This window comes from Alginatibacterium sediminis (assembly GCF_003610775.1).
GTDB lineage: Bacteria > Pseudomonadota > Gammaproteobacteria > Enterobacterales > Celerinatantimonadaceae > Alginatibacterium > Alginatibacterium sediminis.
The window spans coordinates 235,697-255,952 of record NZ_RAQO01000009.1 but is presented as its reverse complement, the minus strand read 5'-3'; the positions used below and the strand labels follow the sequence as shown (position 1 = coordinate 255,952).

Genomic DNA, 20,256 nt, shown 5'->3' with positions numbered 1-20,256 from the left:
ATTTTTTAAAATTCTTAGCCACTTTAAGAGAAATAAATCCAAGTCGCAAAGGCTTTTTTGCGTCTCAAGCCTTAATTGGCGCGGCTTTAACCAGTTTATGGGCTGATTATCACAAAAAAAAAGACGCTTTGATTAGTTTTTCAACAAAGTTAGTCGTCTTCTAGACAAATCCCTATGTTACTTACCCCTTGATTGTAAGCCAAAGTTCTTAGCTCAGCTGCCTGTTTACTACCTTTATCATGATTGGCAAGCATCAGTAACAGGCTATTCGCAAACTCCAATTCATCCACCAATAAAGGTGCATTCAAGTGCTGTGCATCGTGCTCGTCAAATTCTGGGTTTTGTAATTCAAGAAAACTCAAGACAGAAGCTAAGGATGTTTGTAAGGCATTGCTTGCTTCGTCACCTTGGAAGTCCCCAATACAACTAAAGCACAATTCAGCTAAGACACAGCAGTCTAACGCTGGATAAACACCGAAAAAATCATAATCGTCGGGATTAGGAATAACTAACTCGAACCGTTCATGCTGCACAGCAAAATTAATTCGACTACTCGGAACTAGTTGTGACTCCCAAAAAAGATTCAACAATTTACTGAGTGCTTCTGCGTGCTCAGGATCGGTATTCTCAGCGAACAATTGGAAGTTGGGAGAGCTGCGTTGCAATAAACAAATACAAAACAGGGTCTTTTGCCAGCGATTCAGAGCGCTAATTCTCAGCTCTATGGGTGCAAGTTTTTCTTGCAAACTATCTGAATTGACCACCTAATATCCTCAGTTAAGATGCTGGAGGCAGTTATACCATGTTAATGGTCATTTTAGATCCCAACTACCAAAGTTACCTCAAATTTCTTCAGACCCGATTTGGCCAGATAGAATTTATTGGTGCAACATGCATCACTGAACTGCCAACACGTGCCATCCAAGCACAAGCCCTAATATGTCATCCGCAACTAGGGGCTGATTATATCGATCAACAGCTACTGCCTAATTTGTGCTGGGTACAAAGCCTATTTGCAGGCATTGAGCCTCTGCTTAAAGTTCAATTGCCTAAGGAGTGCGTATTGACTAACAGCCGGGGTATGTTTGGTCCGCTGATGAGTGAATACATATTCTCCTATTTATTAGCCAACTCCCAACACCACCAAATCTACTCTGAGCAACAATCCGCTCAGCTATGGCAACCGGCGAACTATCAAAGCATCGCCAGTTTGAAACTTGCTATTTTAGGTGCGGGAAGCATTGCTCAACACTTGGCCAAGACAGCGAAATACTTTGGAATGTCGGTAAGCGCATTTAGTCGCAGTGGCAATAGTCCATGCCCCAGCTTCGACCATGTCTATCGTATAGAACAGTTTAATGACTACGCTACTAGCGCAGATGTTGTGGTGGCGGTCTTACCTTCAACACCACAGACTCAGAAAATTTGCGGTAGCAGTTTTTTTGATAGTCTGAAGCGTGATTGCTGGTTTTTCAACGTGGGGCGAGGTGCTTGCGTGGACGAAGATGCGCTACTGAATTGGTTGCAACACAACCATTGTGCGCAAGCAATATTGGATGTCACCGTAGAAGAACCCCTACCCCAAGGTCACCCATTTTGGACACAAGCCAATTTAAGACTAACGCCACATTGCGCTGCTCCCAGCCTTAGCCAAGAAATAAGCAAGCTTGTTGAGTCAAATATCGAAGCGTTCATCAGACAAAAAGCGCTCAACTGCGTTGTAAATATTGACTTAGCTTACTAGTTCAATAACTAAGCTTGTCAATATTTATGGGATGATCCGCTGACCTAGCGCATTGAGCACGCTGACCTCACCTTCAAGTATGGCTAATATTATTTTGTCTTGTTTGCGTTGTGGGTCAATCACCAGTCTGCCACCGGATTGCTGGTCAGCCGCTTCCATATGCATCGATTGCAATTCAAGAGGATTTTTTTTGTCGTAGTACAACACTGTTATGTCCATGCTCTTACCCTCTCTAAGATTACTCGTATACTAAGTATAGGGTTACAATCGAGAAGAAGATCACTACAAAGGTGGTTGTTTTGGTCCTTTAAACCACCACATCACCGAACCTATCAGAGGCAATAAGCAAATTAGGAACACCCACAAGTACTTACGACCAATTTCTGCGTCGCTTAAAATTGTTTTGGTGATTGCATATAGATTAAATAATAAAATGGTGATGCCAAGTAAAGTGTACATTGTTACTCCAAATCGATGCGACGGATGAGTTGATCGATGATTGATTTTCGCTCTAACGCTTCAGCATTAGAACTGCGTTGAATTTGATCGATGAGTAAGTCGCGCTCAAAATAAAGCCAAGCTCGCACAAACTGACTATAACGCGTGTCTAAACCAAACTCGATTAAGGTTTCAAAGTCGTGGCTAGTATCAAGATTTGAGATAGCCAATTGTGATTCGACTAACACTTCTCCTAGCAATTGCTGCCGCCCAAGATTGGCATCATTAACTTGACTACAAGCAGTAAAAATCAATATTAACGCACTTAGCATCAACATTTTTATCAATCGCTGCACTTGGACCTCCAGAGCTCTTTTACAAATGGGTGTTCTTTAATCACCAAAACTTGCGGTAACGCATAGAATTGAAATTAAATTACGGCAAGATCGGAATACTCAAGCTTTATCTGATCAATTTCAACCAGTTTTACGAAGTTAAGGCTGTAATAATCTTGCCCTTATGTGTAAAAAGGAATTTTTAATGAATCGCCATATCAAGGCCGTCGTTTGCTTTGGACTGCCGCTGCTCGTCGCTTTTTTACCGCTTACGTTGTTCCCAATCGAAAGCTTCACTTTAGTTCAGCAACGTGTGCTGGCTATATTCCTAATGGCCGCTTTATGTTGGGTATTGGAACCCATTCCTATCTTTGCCACGTCGGTGCTCATCATTGTACTTCAGTTACTCACCATCAGTAACGGCGGTTTTTTCCTATTCACCCAAAGCGATTCAGGAAACCTGGGCGAACTGCTAAGTTATCAAAGTATCATGTCGAGCTTTGCTAGCCCCATCATCATGTTGTTTTTAGGTGGTTTCTTTTTGGCAATGGCGGCGACTAAATATCGCCTCGATATCAATCTAGCACGGGTGATGCTCAAACCATTTGGCGAGAAGCCCAGTCGAGTGATGCTCGGACTCATGGTCATTACAGCTGTTTTCTCTATGTTTATGTCCAACACTGCGACCACGGCGATGATGTTATCGATACTAGCACCGGTTTTGGCCGTGTTTAGTAAAAATGACATGGGCAGAGTCGCAATGGCGCTTTGTATTCCAATTGCTGCAAATATCGGTGGGATAGGCACCCCTATTGGTACGCCTCCCAATGCAATTGCTTTGAAATACCTAGTTGGTGACGATGCGATAAGCTTCGGCAGCTGGATGGCATTTGGAGTTCCATTTGTCATTATTCTGCTGGCTTTTGCATGGTTACTCTTGTGTAAGCTTTATCCAAGTAGCGAACAGAGCATTAAGCTTGAAATCAAAGGGAAATTTCTAAAAACTACCCAGGCATATATTGTTTACGTCACATTCGCAGCTACCATTTTATTGTGGCTCATGGGTAAGACCCATGGCATGAACTCCTATGTAGTGGCGATGATCCCCGTTGCAGTTTTTACCATCACAAAAATTATCACCAAAGATGACCTAAAGAAGATTTCTTGGGATGTACTCTGGTTAGTCTCTGGTGGTATAGCTATGGGCGCAGCGATGGGCGAAACTGGACTGGCTGAGAATATTATTGCTTCAATACCCTTTGAAAACTTCTCACCACTATCCATCATTTTTGGTGCGAGTGTTTTGTGTTTGTTGATGGCAAATTTCATGTCGCATACAGCGACCGCCAACTTGTTGTTACCTATCGTGGCGACGCTTGGCATGAGCATGGATAGCTTGATCCCTTACGGCGGAGCTCAAGGCATTATACTGGTCGTTACGTTTGCTGCATCTTTAGGTATGTCACTGCCTATCAGCACCCCACCTAACGCTCTTGCTCACGCAACCGGTTTTACTAGTACCAATCAAATGGCCCGAACCGGAGTTATCATTGGTAGTGTTGGTTTACTTTTAAGCTATGTTTTAGTGTTTTTGCTGATTCAAGTCGGATTTATAGCCACTATTTAAGGAGCGCGTAATGAACAAATTAACCGTAATCTGTGTGGATGATCAACGTGATGTGCTGGAAGCTGTGGCCCGCGATCTTCAGCCCTTAGAGAGCTATATCGATATCGAGCAATGCGAATCGGCCTTCGAGTGCGAGGAACTCATGGACGACTTAGATAGCCAAGGACGCGCTATCGCTGTGGTTATATCTGATCATATTATGCCCGAGCGAACTGGGGTTGAGCTTTTAACTCGAATCAAGAAAGACGGCCGTTTTGAATATACTCGTAAACTTCTATTAACCGGCTTGGCAACCCATCAAGATACGATTCGAGCGATCAATCAAGCAGCTATCGATAACTATTTTGAAAAACCATGGGTGGCGGAAGTACTCATTGAGCAAGTTAAAACCTTGCTCACTGATTTTGTACTTAATAGTGGAATGGATTATGAAGATTTAATGCCGATCCTAGACCAAAGCAAACTCTATCGTTATTTAAAATAGCAGTGCAAAGCAAAAAGCAGCCAATGGCTGCTTTTTGAATCGAGCGTTGAACACTGAGCTCAACGCTTAAACGTGATACTGACCACTAAATTCATGGACTGCATTAATAAACACACCGGCGTGTTCTGGGTCAACATCTGGGTGAATGCCATGGCCTAGGTTAAAGACATGTCCATTGCCGTGCCCGTAACTGGCTAGTATTCGCTGCACCTCAGCTTTAATAGCTGCAGGAGAGGCGTAAAGCATTGAAGGGTCCATATTGCCTTGCAATGCAACCTTATCGCCAACTCGGCGTCTCGCTTCACCAATATCTGTGGTCCAATCCACACCCAAAGCATCACAACCTGTAGCTGCTATTTTTTCAAGCCACTGCCCACCGTTCTTGGTAAACAAGGTGACTGGAATTTTACGACCGTCGTACTCGCGCTTAAGTCCCGATACAATTTTCTGCATATACTGAAGTGAAAAGTCTTGATAATCATGCGGGCTTAGTACCCCACCCCAAGTATCAAAAATCATCAACGATTGTGCACCAGCTTCAACTTGAGCGTTAAGATAACTGATGACAGAGTCAGCCAGTTTGTCCAACAATAAATGCAGGGTTGGGGCGTCACTAAACCCCATTTTCTTGATTTCCGAGAAGCTCTTGGTGGCTCCGCCTTCAACCATATAGGTTGCTAGTGTCCAGGGACTGCCAGAAAAACCTATCAGTGGTACTTCACCTTTAAGCTCGCGTCGAATCATGCGCACGGCGTCGGTTACATATGACAGCTCCAGCTCTGGATCAGGAATTCCTAAATCACGCACCTGCTTAGCACTTCGTAGCGGACGTTCAAACTTAGGACCTTCGCCTTGAGCAAAATAAAGACCCAATCCCATAGCATCGGGGATAGTTAATATGTCAGAAAAAAGAATGGCAGCATCAAGAGGGAAGCGACGCAAGGGTTGTAAGGTCACCTCGCAAGCGAGTTCAGTATTTCTACAAAGCGACATAAAGTCACCCGCTTGAGCGCGAGTAGCTTTATATTCTGGCAAATAACGACCGGCTTGGCGCATCATCCATACAGGCGTGACATCTACTGATTCGCCTAGTAAGGCACGTAAATAACGATCGTTTTTTAGCTCTGACATTAATACATCCATGGTCTTCAAATAATTGTTTGGCATTGTAAACAGGCTCAGGCGCAAACCCAAGGGCTAATCAAGCCAAGCTTCAAAATATGCGACAGCTAAGCCATCACCGCAAATTACAGTTCATCGGATTCTTGTTTGATTTGATCCACTGCACATTCAATCAAACGCCGCGCGATGGTTCCGTGCGGCGGCAATAATGGTAAGTTGTCAACGTCAAACCAATGCGCGGCACTCAATTCCCTTTTTTGTAATCGAATATGCCCGCTTTCATAGTCGGCAAAATAGCCCAACATCAACGAATGGGGAAAAGCCCAAGGCTGGCTGTCAAAGTAGTTTAGATTATTGACCTTAATTCCCGACTCTTCGTAAACTTCTCTAACCACGGCTTGTTCAGCCGTCTCACCCGCTTCAATAAAACCAGCCAGCGTGGTAAACATGGGAGGGTCTTGTTGATGACGACGATGATTAGCTAATAGAATCTGCTTACCTTTGCGCACTAACACAATAATACTGGGCGACACGCGTGGGTAGGCCCGAAATCCACACGCTTCACATTGCAAAGCCAGTTCCCAATGCACGCGCTCGAAGGGTTTACTGCAACGACCACAAAAACGATGGGTATCCAAGAACAATGCAAATTGAATAGCTTTTCCAGCTAAATCAAATAACGCAGCGTTAAGTTGACTCATCGTTTCGCGCAGTTCAAACCATTGTCCAAAACCTAAATCAAAACATTCGGTAAGTTCAACGCGATAACAAGGTTCCGACTGGTAGACAGCGAATCGTTCACAAGGCTCGCTGATGTCCCTATTAAGCGCTAAATCGTTCCATTGGCCATGCGGAATACAATGGCCTTGCGGAATCAGCAATATTTGGTTGCCACAGGTGAAAAACCACCAGCCATCACGAGCGGTCATATTATCGATGATCAAAAATATTTCCTTTTTATCATATAAGAACTCCAAATTAGTCGCTTTGGAACTCAAAACCAAGTCTCTAGGCACGGTTTCTCTTGACTGAAGCCCCAGATTTCTTTAGTTATAATATAAGATGAACGTTAAATCAGGGACAAGCTATGTTAACCCGAGTAGAAACAGCCAAACAACGCTGGGGTGGCGTTAGTGGCCTAATCGACCAATGGCTAGACAATCGAAAAAGCTTGTTAGTGAATTATTGCCAACTAGCAGGGCTTCCCCCTTTTGAACGAAAAGATAATAGCCTTCCCGAACAGTCACAGATAACTCAATTTTGCGAACAGCTTGTCGATTATGTTTCTACGGGTCACTTTGAAATATATGAGCAAGTGATTTCAAATTGTGGCGACCAGGAAAAGCAACAACAAGCCCAGCGCTTGCTGCCGCTATTGCGAGACTCCACTGATGCGGTACTCAATTTTAACGACCACTTCGCCAGTACCCAAGACGACATAGAACTAAAGTCCTTTGATCTTCAGCTCAGCCAACTCGGTGAAGCCTTTGAATCGCGCTTTGCCATTGAAGACCGAATGCTCGAACACCTGCACCAAGCTCAATAGTTATCTTCAAGACATAAAAAAACCGGCTAATGCCGGTTTTTTTTTGCATGAGGCAGTGACTATTTCACTACCACCTCTGCTTTTTCTATAGAGATTAGTTCCACGCTAAAAGTTAAAGTTGCGTGAGGAGGAATACTTTGACCCGCTCCAGCTTCACCGTAGGCAAGCTCTGATGGAATGAAGAAAGTATATTTTGCACCAGGTGACATCAATTGCACACCCTCGGTCCAACCTGGAATAACGCGATTAAGCGGGAATGAAACCGGTTCGCCTCGCTCTATCGAACTATCAAACACAGTCCCGTCAAGAAGTTTACCTTCGTAGTGAACCGTTACTGTATCTTCGGCGCTAGGTTTGTCACCTTCACCAGCTTGCTCAACTTTATACTGTAAGCCTGACTCGGTTACCGTAATGCCGTCTTTAGACGCATTTTCAGCTAAAAAGGCTTTGCCTTCTTCAACAGCCAAAGCTGCTTGTTCGGCACTTTTTGCTTCCATCAAAGTATTAAGTTTTGCGTCCAAAGCCGTTAGCTGGGCTTGGATTTCTTCCTGTGACATTTTAGTGTCGCCACTTAAAGCATCAGACATACCTTGTAGGACAAATTCACGATCGAGCTCAAGACCCAATTCAGCTTGTTGCTCAATCGTTTGTGCAATGTAAGTCGCAACTGATGCGCCGATAGCATAGCCTTGAGTTTGGCTTTCAGTCGCACCTTCAAGTGATTGGTCCGCTAGAACAGGCATTGCGCTAAGCGTTACGCTCAAAACTGCAGCACTAAGCGCTGAACGAGTAAATTTGTTTATCATTAATGAGTACTCCGTTGTGATACGCACTGGGTAAGGGCATCAAAATAGTTGCACTGCTTAACCCGCGAAAGGCTTATACTAACGTTAATTATGGGCAGAAACATAGTCTTACCTAGGTGAATTAGTGAAACATAGACTTAATTTACACTTCTATACAGTGTTAAAGCTTTTTATCATTGCGTCCATTGCCCCTCTGAGCGGCTGTGGCGGTGATAGTAAAAGCACCCAATCTATCCAACAAGCACAGGTTTCTTCCTACGCTGCAAGCGTCTCTAGCGATGGGCACTACTCAGTCATGTCTGATAGTTCTGGAAGCATCAGTGTCTGGGATTTATTCAAACAGCAAGAAATCTACCTTTGGAAACAGCAAAACGATAACCATGTTTTTATTACTCGGATTGCCGCTGATAATGAATATGTGGTCACCGCTAGTCGGCAAGACTTCGCTATCTGGAGTCTTACCGATGGCCAAGCGCAAGGCTATTGGAGTATCGCAGAATCTAATATTCGCGATATTGCAATTTCAAGCAATGCCCGTTATGTATTAATCGGTTTGGTTAACGGCAAAGTCTTGCACTTAGACTTAGATACTGGACGCCGCTTAGAGTTTTTGGGGCATAGTGAAAAAATTAATAGTGTGGCGCTCTCGCCCAATGGTCGCTATGCGCTTACTGGTGGTAACGATTATCAAGCCTTGCTTTGGGATACTCAAAGCGCTCAAATCATTTTACGTTTTCCGCAATCAAGCCGGGTTTCAATGGTGGCTTTAGATGACAGTGGTCAATATGCATTTACCGCTGATAGCGGCAAGCAAGCCCGTATATGGTCAATACCTTCTGGAGAACTAGTCAGCGAACTAAACTTGATAGCGCGTCAAACGCTATTTACCAGTGTCCAGTTCAGTGCTGATCAACAGTGGTTAGTCACCGGCAGCGCCGCTCGTAAAGTTGGTTTGTGGCGAGTCAGCGATGGTAAACAATTAGCCCAATACATGGTGAGTCCCAAACGCAAAACTCGGCCTGAATCAGCAGTGGTGTATTCAGCAGCCGCTGTTGATGGTACACAAATTATCAGCGCGAGCTCTAGCGGTTTGGTAGAATACTGGCCCATTTCCCAATAAGTTGCTTACATGTCCGAACAATTAGAAGAACGAATCAATACCCTAGAGATGCAACTTGCGTTTCAAGACGACACGATTGAGTCCTTGAACCAAGCCTTAACCCAACAACAGTTGCAACTTACGCACCAGCAAGAATTATTACGTTTGTTAACTGAAAAGCTACAAACCGTGCCCAGCCATCAACTGGCTAGTGAAAAAGAAGAAATGCCACCGCCACATTATTAGAAAGCGAAGGCGCGCATTGATTTCATTATGGTTTAAACAAACCGATCATGCCTTCGTCTAGTTCTGGCGCAGCTGGTTTAGATTCAGGTTCACTTGCCTCATAACCACATTCGACACATTCAACTGTCTCTGATCCTTTAGACTCAATTATTAGCATCAGCGTGTCACTTGCCGAGCAACTTGGGCAAACTGCACCCGCTATAAAACGTTTTTTCACCATCTGTTGGCGTCCTTGACTATGGTAGTACATCGACAAATGGTATGCTCTGCGCCGCATAAGCGCAATTCATTGGTTACAGGCAAAGCAGTCCACTATGATCCGAGCTCAACAAATCGGCCTACAACGCGGTACAAAAGTACTCTTCGAAAGCAGCGACCTCAGCATTCACCCTGGACAAAAAGTAGGTTTAGTCGGGCGCAATGGCTGTGGTAAGTCATCTCTTTTTGCTTTACTTCGGTCTCAACTGCAAGTTGATGCAGGCGAATTATCTTGGCCAAGTACTTGGGAAATAGCCAGCGTAGCCCAAGAAACACCAGCTAGTTCTCAATCGGCTCTTGATTATGTCATTGATGGTGATCGTCAGTATCGGCAGCTGCAAGCCAAACTAAATAAAGCAGAGTTAGCCGATGACGGTGAACAAATTGCGCGCTTACATGGAGAGCTTGATACCATACAAGCGTATAGCATTGAATCACGAGCTGGCGAATTGCTCAGTGGCCTTGGCTTTGCACAAGTCAGTCAAGCCTACCCCGTCACTGATTTCTCTGGTGGTTGGCGCATGCGACTCAACCTTGCTCAAGCACTACTTTGTCGTTCAGACTTACTGCTACTTGATGAACCAACTAACCACTTAGATTTAGATACGGTTGTATGGTTGGAACAGTGGTTACGCCGCTACGAAGGTACTTTGATACTCATTTCTCACGACCGTGAGTTTCTCGATAATATTGTCACTCGAATTGTACACGTTGACCAGTTAAGGCTAAATACCTACACCGGTACCTACAGCGATTTTGAAAAAATGCGCGCCGAGAAAATGGCCCAGCAGCAAGCCTTGCATGAGAAACAAGTGCGCGAACGCAAGCATATGCAGAGTTTTGTTGACCGCTTTCGCTATAAAGCCAGTAAAGCTAAACAGGCACAGAGTCGTTTAAAATCTCTCGAGAAAATGACAATTATTAATGAAGCTCACGCCGATTCTGAGTTCTCTTTTTCATTTCGTGAGCCTGAAGCATTGCCTCTACCCTTGGTTCAAATGGAATATTTGCGCCTCGGATATGATGACAAAGTGATTCTGGACCAAATTAAATTCAACCTAGTACCCGGTAGTCGTATCGGTTTATTAGGTCGTAATGGCGCTGGTAAATCGACTTTTATTAAACTATTGGCCGGTGAACTAGTACCTCAGGCTGGTGAGCTAGAGGTCAACAAACATGCAAAAGTTGGCTATTTTGCCCAGCACCAATTGGAAACTCTGCGACCGCAAGACAGTCCTATGGACCACTTGTATCGCCTAGCCCCCGATGAAACCGAAGCTACATTGCGCAATTACTTAGGCAGCTTTGGTTTTCATGGTGATAAAGCGCTACAAATCGTAGCGCCCTTTAGTGGCGGCGAAAAAGCTCGCCTTGTGCTAGCTTTGGTCGTTTGGCAACGTCCTAATCTATTGCTTATGGATGAACCAACCAACCACTTAGATCTTGATATGCGCCATGCCTTAACCTTTGCACTGCAAAACTTTAGTGGAGCCATGGTAATTGTTTCGCACGACCGTTCACTATTACAAAGTACTTGTGATGAGTTCTACTTGGTTGATAACCAGCAAGTTCAAAGTTTCGATGGTGACCTACTCGACTACCAACGTTGGCTATCTCAAAACAACAAACCGGCGATCAACTCTGATACTACAGAGCCAAAAAAGAGCGTCGACCGTAAGCATCTAAAACGTTTAGAAGCTGAGTTTCGCCAGCAAACTAAGCCCATTCGAGCGCAGCGAAGCCAAGCCGAGAAATCTGTAAATAAAGCCACCGATGAACTCGCAAAATTGGTTGATATTCTTGGTGACATGAGCCTATATGAAGCGCAGAACAAGGCTAAATTACAAGCTTATTTGGCCAAACAAATTGAGCTCAAACAAGCGCTTGAAGAAGCGGAAATGTTGTGGATGGAAGCAGAAGAAAGCTTAGAAATTTTACAAAGCGAATTTGATGCCCAACAACAGTAAGCGGTGGCCTTCCCTATCATATGTTGGATAGGGAAAGCTCAACTTCTTTCTCTAAGCTTTGGCTTGGGTCTTATATTGTTTGACCAAGACAGACTGCAACTTACCCGGTACCGGTTCTCGATGACTAAACGACATTTGATATTGTCCTTCACCGTGGGTTAATGCTTTTAACTGCTGGGTATAGCCCTCCATTTCACTCAGCGGCACTTTTGCCATGATAGTGCTGATTTGAGCGCCATCATTTAAACTTTGAGTCACCATACCTCTCCGAGCATTAATATCCCCGCTCACGTCACCGATCTGAGCATTGGGAACTTCCAGTAGTAAATCAACGATAGGTTCCAATACCACAACCCCCGCATCTAGGGCAGCTTGCACTAAGGCTTTTCGCCCAGCGCTAACGAAAGCAATTTCTTTAGAATCAACACTGTGGAACTTACCATCGCAAAGCTCAACTTCGAGGTCTTGAATTGGGTATCCAGCTATCACCCCTAATTCAGCCGCATTTCTGACTCCTTTTTCAACCGCTGGAATGAAGCTGGCAGGCACTGCGCCCCCCACAACCGTGTTTATAAACACTAGCCCCTTTCCGCGTTCAAGAGGACGAATTTTTAACTCCACTTCAGCGAATTGTCCTGCACCTCCACTTTGTTTTTTATGCCGATACCTAGCCGAAGATTCTGCGATTATTGTTTCGCTATACTCAATTGATGGCAATGCGGTATTAAGTTCGATTTTGTACTGTTCGCGCAGCTTCTGCAGTGCAAGCTTAAGATGAAATTCACCAACACCCGACAAGATCGTTTCGTTGCTACGTAAACGATGCTCTAGGCGCAGGCTGGGATCTTCGTTCACAACTTTCTTAAGTCCATCACTTAGTTTTTGCTCAGCCCCTCTATTGCTGGCAGCTAAAGCAAGACTTAGCATTGGGGCTGGTAATTTCAGGCTGCTAAGGTGATAACCATCTTGCTCATGGCTATCATGTAACACACTATCAAAACCAAGGATATCCGCTTTGGCCAACACACATATATCGCCAACATTGGCCTGGCTAATCTCTTTGCGAGTTTTTCCCTGCATTTGCCATAAATGCCCTGCTTTATATTGTTTTTTGTCTTGCCCCACAAAATATTGCGTTTCAGGTTTAAGTTCGCCTTGGAAAACTCGTACAAACGCAAGCTTACCTAGGTAGGGGTCTACACTTATTTTGAATACATGTGCGATTAGATGCGATTTGTCATCAATATCAAGCGCTATTGCTTGGTCATTGTGGTCTACAAATTGGGGCAGATTGGCTTCAGCAGGACTTGGCATTTGCTCGGATAGTATGCGCAGCAAAAGCTGACTACCGAGACCATTTTTGGCACTGCAAAAACAAATAGGCACCAGGTCACCTTGGCATAGCACTTTTTCAAATGCCTCATGCAGCTGAGCTGGATTTAAGCTTTGCTGTTGCTCCAAATAGCTTTCCAGCAGTGCCTCATCGGATTCAATCACTTGTTCAACTATGTTCTGATGTGCGATTTCAACGCTGGAATACATCGCTGTTTTTTCATCATCGACTTCAAAAAAACAATCCACAACTTGCTCGCCATCTGCGCTCGGTAAATTCATTTCCAAACATTGCTGGCCCAACTTTTCGCGAATGCTTACAACAAGGCTCTCAAGTTGTTTGGGCTTGGCATCCAACTTGTTGATGATGAGCATTAGACATTTATTTTGCGCCTTTGCTTGATCGACAATTTGCTGGCAAACATGATTAAATCCTTGGTCAGGATCTATAATTAAGGCCACGGTTTCTACCGCTGGCAAAACACTGAAGCTACGTCCTAATAGTTCATTATTACCGGGAGTATCAATAATATGCAGAGATTTTCCTTGCCAATCAAGATTGACAGGCGTGGCTTCCACCGAGTGTTGATAGGCAATTGAAAGCGAGTCAAAGTCAGTTACAGTGGTTCCACGACTTAGATCTCCAAGCAGGTCTATATTATTGCTTTCAAATAATAGTCGTTCTACTAAACTAGTTTTACCGCCGCCACTTGGCCCAGTAAATGCGATGTTTCGAATATTTTCGACAGACATACGCTGTTCTCCTTGTTTTTGAGGTGGGAATAGAATTAACTAAACCATCTCGTCGACCAGGTGAGTTTGCGCAGCTGATAGCGTGTTTTTAGATTGCTTGTGCGATATAAGAATGCAGCCATTACCGCCCTCAATATATATTTCCTGCCCTAGAATGAGCAAAAAACGTGCAACTAAGCTTGATTTTGGTCAAGCTCAATTCACTAAAGATCTTTCCAAACCGATTGCTCTGAAAAACCTTGAGATATCTCACACTTTTGCCTACAATTTGCGCCGATTCCTTTCCAGAGAGACCCCATGAACGCGGACGCAGACAGTTGTAGGCCATTGGCCAACTCAGTTTCTATACTAAAAATCATCACTGCATAAAGTCTCGTTTGGCTCTATGCGAAAGCAGGAGAGCCCATGTCTCAACCTCAACTCAAGCTCACACTAGAACAAGGTCTTATCGATCTTGATCGCAGCTTAGTGCGCGCTACGCTCGACGACTACCACTATGCGGATATTGGCGAAGAACTCGCAGAGTTCAATAGTCCGGAAGCCAAACAATTGCTTTCTTTGTTCGCCTTGGCCGATCGCGCCAGCCTGTTTGCCTATCTTCCTCCTCATCAACAGGCACAAGTAGCGGCGCTGATGAGCCGCAATAAGCTAGCGGCTTTGATATCAAGAATGGAAGCTGACGAGCGTGCCGACCTGTATAAAGAATTAGACGAAGAACAACGAGCCATGATTTTGCCTGGTCTGGCGCAGGCCGAGCGCGAAGATATTCGCCGCTTGGCTAGCTACCCGGAAGGTTCAGCAGGTTCAATTATGACCTCAGATTACGCGACCCTTAAAGAGCATTGGCTGGCTAGTCGCGCCTTAAAACAATTGCGTTTAGAGGCTCCCGATAAAGAAACCATTTATCAAACCTATGTCATCGATCGCGAGCGCCGCGTTTTAGGTACCATTTCCCTGCGTGAGCTAATTCTGGCTTCACCTGACGCCATGATCAAAGACTTGATGCGAACTGATATCGTATCAATCACGGTTGAAAATGATCAAGAGTATGCCACTGAGCAAATCCGTCATTACGACTTACTTGCGATCCCAGTGGTTGATGATACTCAACGTATGATGGGTATTATTACTTACGATGACGCGATGGATGCAGCCGTAGAAGAAGCAACCGAGGATGCTCAAAAAAGCGCATCTGTCGGAAAACTTGACGAAAGTGTTGATCGCGCTAGTTTCTGGCAGCTGTATAGCAAGCGTATTCCGTGGCTAGTTTTGCTGGTATTTGGAGCCATGTTCTCAGGGGCTGGCCTCGCACATTTTGAAGATATTATTGCCAATCATGTGGTGCTAGTGTTTTTCTTGCCATTGCTGATTGGCAGCGGTGGTAATGCCGGTTCACAAGCGGCAGCCTTAATGGTGAGAGCCTTGGCCACAGGAGACGTAGGAAAAGGTGACTGGGCAAAACTGTTTACTAAAGAGTTGCTGATTGGATTTTCTTTAGGCGCAACCATGGCTATTGCGGTATTTGCACTGGGACTTTGGCGTGGCGGTATAGACGTTGCGGCAATTGTAGCAGTTGCGATGGTGATTATTGTCATGTTTAGCTCCCTGATCGGCCTTAGTCTGCCGTTTTTACTAAGCAAGCTTAAAGTTGACCCTGCCACAGCGTCAGGTCCGTTGGTGGCTACCATTGCCGATGTAGGCGGAGTTCTCATCTATTTCGGACTTGCGAGTACCGTTCTGGGCTTGTGAATGGTGAGATAAAGCAAACTTTAAGCTCAAAACACAGTGAGTAAATAAAGCGTTTAGTATTTAAGCTATATGAATAGCTTTTTTTTGACTTAGCTTTATTCAAATTAGTGTTATCCTTTAACTATATATTTAAACTATTTTAGAGACTTAACACGCTCTCGAGTCACTCAAAGGAATGTTGGCCATGCTTTCGAAACGCCTCGCCCGAAAATTCACACCTGTAATACTATTGTCTCCGCTACTTTTACTAAGCGCTTGTGAAGATAAAGCCGTTGTTGAAGCGCCTCCACTTGCCGCAGTTTCGGTTAAAACCGTAACGGTTCAAACCGTCACCCCAAGTCATGAGTTTGTTGGACGTACTGTTGCCACCCAAGACGTTGAAATTAAGTCGCAAGTATCCGGCAATCTAATTGACAGACATTTCGATGAAGGTACCCAAATCAACAAGGGTGACTTGTTATTTAGCATCGACCCCGCTCAATACCAAGCCCAACTCAACCAGTCGCTTGCTGCCCTAGAACAAAGCAAAGCCGCAGCAGAAACCGCGCGCATCAACTGGGCTCGTGGCGACAAATTAGTTAAAGACGGCTATATCAGCCAAACTGATTACGACAAACTAACCTCTAACAAAATTCAATCAGCTGCCGCTGTAAGCAGTGCAGAAGCGATAGTAAGTTCGGCAGAATTAGACCTTAGTTATACCAAAATCTATGCACCCATTTCGGGACGCATCGGTCGTTCAACCGCATTTTCTGGTGATTTAATTTCTCCAGGACAAAACATTTTAACCACCATTGTTCAACTAGATCCAATCTGGGTGAACTTTCAAATTCCAGAAACCTTATTGTTCCGCGATAAACCAACCAAAGCTGAAGAGCTTTCAGATGCTGAAATAGCAGACTTGTTCGAATCACTAAAAATTAGAATGCGCTTTCCAAGTGGTGCTGAATACGACCAAACCGGCACTTTAGACTTTTTGGACAATAGGATTGGCGCAACCACAGGTACTTTAGATTTACGTGCGGTGTTTGATAATGAGCGCGCTGATATACTTCCAGGACTTTACGTCACAGCGATAGTTGAAGAGCCCAACCCAAGTGAAGTCATGTTAATTGGTCAAAGCTCGGTGCAAGAAGACCAGCAAGGTCGTTATGTAATGACAGTTAACGACGAAAATATTGTGGAGCGTAAAAACGTCGACTTAGGTAACCGCTATGGTGTGGACTGGGAAGTGAAGTCAGGACTAGAAGTTGGGGACAAAGTTATTAGCAATGGCATTCAAAAAGTCCGTGCTGGTGTCGAAGTTCAATGGGAACTAGATGAAGCCGACCCATTTGGAACAACTCCAGCGACTAGTGCCTCAGATGCAAACTCAACGCAAGGTGGCTAAGCATGATTAGTAAGTTTTTTATTCATCGACCTAAGTTTGCGTTTGTTATATCGATCGTACTCACCCTTGCGGGAATATTGTCGATACCAGTGCTTCCAATTGCCGAGTTCCCAAATGTATCTCCGCCACAGGTTACCGTAAGTACAAGCTACGCAGGGGCAGGCTCAGAAGTAGTCGCCAACAGCGTTGCAAAGATTATCGAAGCTGAAGTTAACGGCGTTGAGAATATGATCTATATGGAGTCTAAAAGCTCCAATAGTGGTAGTTATTCGCTTAACGTGACCTTCGAAGTTGGTACCAATGCTGATATGGCACAGGTCAACGTACAAAACCGTGTTCAACAGGCAATGCCTAAGCTACCTGAAGAAGTACAGCGCAACGGTGTTACAGTTAAGAAGCAAGACCCAAATATCTTAATGATGGTTAACTTAGTCTCGCCCAATGGAACTTTGGATAACCTCTTTTTAAACAACTACATGGGCATTAATCTTAAAGATTCTTTAGCCCGTGTATCTGGTGTTTCAAATGTCTCGATTATCGGTGGTATGGACTATTCGATGCGGATTTGGCTCAACCCTGACCGCATGGCTAGTCTGAGTATCACCACTGAAGATGTATTGTCATCAGTTCAAGAGCAAAACATTCAGGTTGCTGCCGGTCGTATTGGTGCAGCTCCGGTGCCCAAAGACCAGCAATTTCAGTATACTTTGGTCACTAAAGGACGCTTGAGTGAGCCAGAAGAGTTTGAAAATATTATTATTCGCTCAAACCCCGATGGTAGTGCTGTATATCTCAGAGACATAGCGCGTCTAGAGTTAGGCGCACAAAGCTACGATGCAGAAGCGATGCTAGATAACCAAGCTAGTGCATTGCTGTTTATTTACCAAGGTGCGGGCGCAAATGCCTTAGAAGTAGCCGATGGCGTAAACGCAGAACTAGAACGTCTTGCGGCAAACTTCCCGGAAGATCTCGAGTACAAGGTACTTTACGATACGACTGAGTTCGTAAGCACCTCGATTGAAGAAATGATTGAAACCCTGATGATTGCAGTCGCACTGGTTGTGCTTGTGGTTTATATCTTCTTGCAAGATGTACGACAAACGCTTATTCCAGCAATCGCGATCCCAGTTTCTCTCGTTGGTACATTTGCCTTCTTACTCGCCAGTGGCATGACCATCAACACAGTGTCTTTATTCGCCTTGATTCTGGCAATTGGTATTGTGGTTGATGATGCGATCGTGGTTGTAGAGAATACCACCCGGATCATGCAACAAAAGGGCTTGAATGCAGTTGACGCAACAATAGAATCAATGCAAGAGGTTAGCGGCGCGGTTATTGCCACCACCTTAGTACTACTCGCCGTATTTGTCCCGACTGCGGTTATGCCCGGTATTACCGGTCAAATGTATGCGCAGTTCTCAATCACTATTTGTATTTCTGTTCTAATCTCATCGATCAATGCCTTAACCCTAAGTCCGGCATTATGTGCAACATTACTGCGTACGCCTAAAGTTCACACCACTGGGTTCCACGCAAAGTTTAATACGTTTTTTGACAAATCAACCGCTGGTTATTCTCGCATTGTTGGCGCATTGATCCGAAAACTAGGCATCGTGGCTGTCGCTTACTTAGCGCTTTTAGTCGGCACTGGTTTGCTTGGCAGCAGCTTGCCCACCAGCTTTGTACCGACCGAAGACAAAAAAGCTTTCTTTGTCGATGTGCAATTGCCTGACGGCTCTTCAATTAACCGAACGCAAGACGCTATGAATACCATGGTGGACCAAATTCTTGAGGTTGAAGGTGTAAGTAATGTTATTTCAGCGAGCGGTTATTCCATTATCTCCAGCACTGTAAGTTCAAACGCAGGGCTAATGGTTGTGATTCTTGATCACTGGGACTTACGAAAGTCTGCTTCTCTCTCTCAAGAGTCCATCATCAATAAAGTAAATGGTCTACTTGCTGCTCAAAAGGGGTCTACCGGGATGGGTTTTGCACTGCCAGCCTTACCAGGCGTGGGAACCGTGGCGGGGGTTGAATTCTTTATTCAGGATACCTTAGGTAGAAGCCCACTTGAGCTCGCTCAAGCGATGCGCGGCTTTGTTATGGAAGCTAACGCCAGCCCAGAGATTGCTTCAGCATTTAGTACCTTTAGAGCCGATGTTCCGCAGCTATTTGTTGATGTAGACCGTCAAAAAGCCAAGATTCAAGGGGTACCACTCAATAGTATTTTTACTACCTTGCAAACCATGCTTGGCTCCATGTATGTCAACGACTTCAATCGTTTCGGTAAAGTCTTTAAAGTACTTGCTCAAGCCGATACTGAGTTTCGCGATGATGAACACGATATATCTCGCTTCTTCATTCGAAATAAAGAAGGTGAAATGGTACCACTGACGACCTTAGTTCGAATTGAACCAAGCTTAGGCCCTGATTACATCAACCAATTTAATCTGTATAACGCTGTGAAACTTAATGCATTCCCAGCACCCGGCTACTCATCAGGCGACGCAATTGAACGAGTTCGACAACTTGCAGAAACTTCGTTACCAGCCGGTTATACCTATGACTGGAGTGGGCAAACTTATCAAGAACTAAAAGCAGGTAACCTTGCGCCCTTTATCTTTAGTTTGGCTTTAGTATTTACCTACTTATTTTTGGTCGCACAGTATGAAAGCTGGAGTATTCCTTTGGCTGTAATGCTAGCGGTTCCAATTGCCATACTAGGAGCATTTGTCTACGTTTGGACGATGAAAGGCGAGATTAACCTATATACCCAAATTGGCCTGGTACTACTGATAGGATTGGCCTGTAAGAACGCTATTCTTATTGTTGAATTTGCGAAGCAACTTCGCGAAGAGGGGCATTCTATTGTAGACGCAGCCATGGATGCGGCTCGCTTGCGCTTTAGAGCGGTACTGATGACTGCTTTCTCATTCATTTTGGGTATTATCCCACTGGTAATCGCTACCGGCGCGGGAGCAAGTAGCCGAGTATCGCTTGGTTCAGCAGTAATGGGGGGCATGCTAGCCGCCACTATCTTAGGCACGGTTTTGGTGCCGGTACTTTACGTAATATTCCAAAGTATGCGTGAACGTTTCAAGAAAAAACCAGAGGCTAGCCCAGAACCAAACTAAGTCTTAACTTGGCTCTCAACTACAAAACCCGCTTAGGCGGGTTTTTATTTATCAGATCGCCATTAAGCTAGTATGCTAGTTTTAGAATTAATTCTAAATTTGGGCTACTAACTTAGATCCAACTAGCATGCTCAGCACAATAATCTATGCAAAATTCAGATCAGACTCTAGAATTATCTGTCAAAAAGCGTACACTGCCTGCCCGTCATTGATACGGCATTCATTT

Annotated in this window: 19 protein-coding genes; 10 read left to right on the top strand and 9 right to left on the bottom strand. The window is 44.6% G+C overall.

Translation table 11 applies throughout. From position 1 onward, the window contains the following. Positions 1-149 precede the first annotated feature (149 nt). Positions 150-764: a YjaG family protein gene (locus DBZ36_RS17480; protein WP_120356255.1), complete on the bottom strand. Its 615-nt coding sequence runs from the start codon at positions 762-764 to the stop codon at positions 150-152. A 38-nt stretch (positions 765-802) separates the two neighbouring features. Between DBZ36_RS17480 and DBZ36_RS17475 the strand changes: the two genes are divergently transcribed. Then, positions 803-1,744, top strand: coding sequence for a D-2-hydroxyacid dehydrogenase (locus DBZ36_RS17475; RefSeq protein ID WP_120356254.1), 942 nt, complete (start codon positions 803-805; stop codon positions 1,742-1,744). Between the two features lie 24 nt (positions 1,745-1,768). On the opposite strand, the gene DBZ36_RS17470 is transcribed toward DBZ36_RS17475, so the two are convergent. The 3 genes from DBZ36_RS17470 to DBZ36_RS17460 form a co-directional block, all read right to left on the bottom strand. Continuing rightward, positions 1,769-1,963 (bottom strand): DUF2375 family protein, encoded by a 195-nt coding sequence (locus DBZ36_RS17470; protein ID WP_120356253.1) that lies wholly within the window; start codon positions 1,961-1,963, stop codon positions 1,769-1,771. Between the two features lie 63 nt (positions 1,964-2,026). Continuing rightward, entirely contained in the window at positions 2,027-2,203 is a 177-nt protein-coding gene (locus DBZ36_RS17465; RefSeq protein WP_120356252.1) for a PLDc N-terminal domain-containing protein, read from the bottom strand. A 2-nt stretch (positions 2,204-2,205) separates the two neighbouring features. Further along, entirely contained in the window at positions 2,206-2,538 is a 333-nt protein-coding gene (locus DBZ36_RS17460) for a hypothetical protein (RefSeq protein ID WP_120356251.1), read from the bottom strand. A gap of 184 nt (positions 2,539-2,722) precedes the next feature. On the opposite strand from DBZ36_RS17460, the gene DBZ36_RS17455 reads away from it, so the two are divergent. After that, positions 2,723-4,144, top strand: a complete 1,422-nt coding sequence (locus tag DBZ36_RS17455; protein WP_120356250.1) for an SLC13 family permease — start codon at positions 2,723-2,725, stop codon at positions 4,142-4,144. 10 nt (positions 4,145-4,154) lie between these two features. Next, positions 4,155-4,628, top strand: coding sequence for a response regulator (locus DBZ36_RS17450; protein ID WP_120356249.1), 474 nt, complete (start codon positions 4,155-4,157; stop codon positions 4,626-4,628). Between the two features lie 66 nt (positions 4,629-4,694). On the opposite strand, the gene hemE is transcribed toward DBZ36_RS17450, so the two are convergent. Both hemE and nudC read right to left on the bottom strand, forming a co-directional pair. Then, positions 4,695-5,759 carry a uroporphyrinogen decarboxylase gene (gene hemE / locus DBZ36_RS17445; RefSeq protein WP_120356248.1) on the bottom strand — a complete coding sequence of 355 codons (1,065 nt, stop codon included), beginning with the start codon at positions 5,757-5,759 and terminating at the stop codon, positions 4,695-4,697. A gap of 116 nt (positions 5,760-5,875) precedes the next feature. Continuing rightward, on the bottom strand, positions 5,876-6,694 hold the full coding sequence (nudC, locus tag DBZ36_RS17440) for an NAD(+) diphosphatase (RefSeq protein ID WP_233558178.1): 819 nt from the start codon (positions 6,692-6,694) through the stop codon (positions 5,876-5,878). Between the two features lie 143 nt (positions 6,695-6,837). Between nudC and rsd the strand changes: the two genes are divergently transcribed. Next, a complete protein-coding gene (gene rsd / locus DBZ36_RS17435; RefSeq protein ID WP_120356247.1) occupies positions 6,838-7,296 on the top strand; it encodes a sigma D regulator in 459 nt (152 codons plus the stop codon). 59 nt (positions 7,297-7,355) lie between these two features. On the opposite strand, the gene DBZ36_RS17430 is transcribed toward rsd, so the two are convergent. Beyond that, positions 7,356-8,102 carry an FKBP-type peptidyl-prolyl cis-trans isomerase gene (locus tag DBZ36_RS17430; protein WP_120356246.1) on the bottom strand — a complete coding sequence of 249 codons (747 nt, stop codon included), beginning with the start codon at positions 8,100-8,102 and terminating at the stop codon, positions 7,356-7,358. A gap of 124 nt (positions 8,103-8,226) precedes the next feature. On the opposite strand from DBZ36_RS17430, the gene DBZ36_RS17425 reads away from it, so the two are divergent. Together DBZ36_RS17425 and DBZ36_RS17420 are read left to right on the top strand one after the other, a co-directional pair. Then, complete coding sequence (locus DBZ36_RS17425) at positions 8,227-9,222, top strand: WD40 repeat domain-containing protein (RefSeq protein ID WP_120356245.1); 996 nt, start codon at positions 8,227-8,229, stop codon at positions 9,220-9,222. Between the two features lie 9 nt (positions 9,223-9,231). Further along, entirely contained in the window at positions 9,232-9,447 is a 216-nt protein-coding gene (locus DBZ36_RS17420; protein ID WP_120356244.1) for a SlyX family protein, read from the top strand. 25 nt (positions 9,448-9,472) lie between these two features. On the opposite strand, the gene DBZ36_RS17415 is transcribed toward DBZ36_RS17420, so the two are convergent. After that, a complete protein-coding gene (locus DBZ36_RS17415; RefSeq protein WP_325049128.1) occupies positions 9,473-9,724 on the bottom strand; it encodes a YheV family putative zinc ribbon protein in 252 nt (83 codons plus the stop codon). 37 nt (positions 9,725-9,761) lie between these two features. Here DBZ36_RS17415 and DBZ36_RS17410 point away from each other — a divergent pair, with 37 nt between their 5' ends. Next, positions 9,762-11,672 carry an ABC transporter ATP-binding protein gene (locus DBZ36_RS17410; RefSeq protein ID WP_120356242.1) on the top strand — a complete coding sequence of 637 codons (1,911 nt, stop codon included), beginning with the start codon at positions 9,762-9,764 and terminating at the stop codon, positions 11,670-11,672. 51 nt (positions 11,673-11,723) lie between these two features. Here DBZ36_RS17410 and fusA read toward each other — a convergent pair whose 3' ends face one another. Next, positions 11,724-13,757: an elongation factor G gene (gene fusA, locus DBZ36_RS17405; protein ID WP_120356241.1), complete on the bottom strand. Its 2,034-nt coding sequence runs from the start codon at positions 13,755-13,757 to the stop codon at positions 11,724-11,726. Positions 13,758-14,162: 405 nt separating this feature from the next. On the opposite strand from fusA, the gene mgtE reads away from it, so the two are divergent. From mgtE to DBZ36_RS17390, 3 genes are all read left to right on the top strand, one after another. Beyond that, positions 14,163-15,506 (top strand): magnesium transporter, encoded by a 1,344-nt coding sequence (gene mgtE, locus DBZ36_RS17400; RefSeq protein ID WP_120356240.1) that lies wholly within the window; start codon positions 14,163-14,165, stop codon positions 15,504-15,506. A 184-nt stretch (positions 15,507-15,690) separates the two neighbouring features. Beyond that, positions 15,691-16,896, top strand: a complete 1,206-nt coding sequence (locus DBZ36_RS17395) for an efflux RND transporter periplasmic adaptor subunit (RefSeq protein ID WP_120356239.1) — start codon at positions 15,691-15,693, stop codon at positions 16,894-16,896. A gap of 2 nt (positions 16,897-16,898) precedes the next feature. Continuing rightward, positions 16,899-20,030, top strand: coding sequence for an efflux RND transporter permease subunit (locus tag DBZ36_RS17390; RefSeq protein WP_120356238.1), 3,132 nt, complete (start codon positions 16,899-16,901; stop codon positions 20,028-20,030). Positions 20,031-20,256 lie beyond the last annotated feature (226 nt).

Coding starts and splice junctions, on each gene's coding strand:
- DBZ36_RS17475 (WP_120356254.1), top strand. CDS start 803: ATGTTAATGGTCATTTTAGATCCCAACTACCAAAGTTACCTCAAATTT.
- DBZ36_RS17470 (WP_120356253.1), bottom strand. CDS start 1,963: ATGGACATAACAGTGTTGTACTACGACAAAAAAAATCCTCTTGAATTG.
- DBZ36_RS17465 (WP_120356252.1), bottom strand. CDS start 2,203: ATGTACACTTTACTTGGCATCACCATTTTATTATTTAATCTATATGCA.
- DBZ36_RS17455 (WP_120356250.1), top strand. CDS start 2,723: ATGAATCGCCATATCAAGGCCGTCGTTTGCTTTGGACTGCCGCTGCTC.
- DBZ36_RS17450 (WP_120356249.1), top strand. CDS start 4,155: ATGAACAAATTAACCGTAATCTGTGTGGATGATCAACGTGATGTGCTG.
- hemE (WP_120356248.1), bottom strand. CDS start 5,759: ATGTCAGAGCTAAAAAACGATCGTTATTTACGTGCCTTACTAGGCGAA.
- rsd (WP_120356247.1), top strand. CDS start 6,838: ATGTTAACCCGAGTAGAAACAGCCAAACAACGCTGGGGTGGCGTTAGT.
- DBZ36_RS17430 (WP_120356246.1), bottom strand. CDS start 8,102: ATGATAAACAAATTTACTCGTTCAGCGCTTAGTGCTGCAGTTTTGAGC.
- DBZ36_RS17420 (WP_120356244.1), top strand. CDS start 9,232: ATGTCCGAACAATTAGAAGAACGAATCAATACCCTAGAGATGCAACTT.
- DBZ36_RS17415 (WP_325049128.1), bottom strand. CDS start 9,724: ATGCGGCGCAGAGCATACCATTTGTCGATGTACTACCATAGTCAAGGA.
- DBZ36_RS17410 (WP_120356242.1), top strand. CDS start 9,762: ATGATCCGAGCTCAACAAATCGGCCTACAACGCGGTACAAAAGTACTC.
- fusA (WP_120356241.1), bottom strand. CDS start 13,757: ATGTCTGTCGAAAATATTCGAAACATCGCATTTACTGGGCCAAGTGGC.
- mgtE (WP_120356240.1), top strand. CDS start 14,163: ATGTCTCAACCTCAACTCAAGCTCACACTAGAACAAGGTCTTATCGAT.
- DBZ36_RS17395 (WP_120356239.1), top strand. CDS start 15,691: ATGCTTTCGAAACGCCTCGCCCGAAAATTCACACCTGTAATACTATTG.
- DBZ36_RS17390 (WP_120356238.1), top strand. CDS start 16,899: ATGATTAGTAAGTTTTTTATTCATCGACCTAAGTTTGCGTTTGTTATA.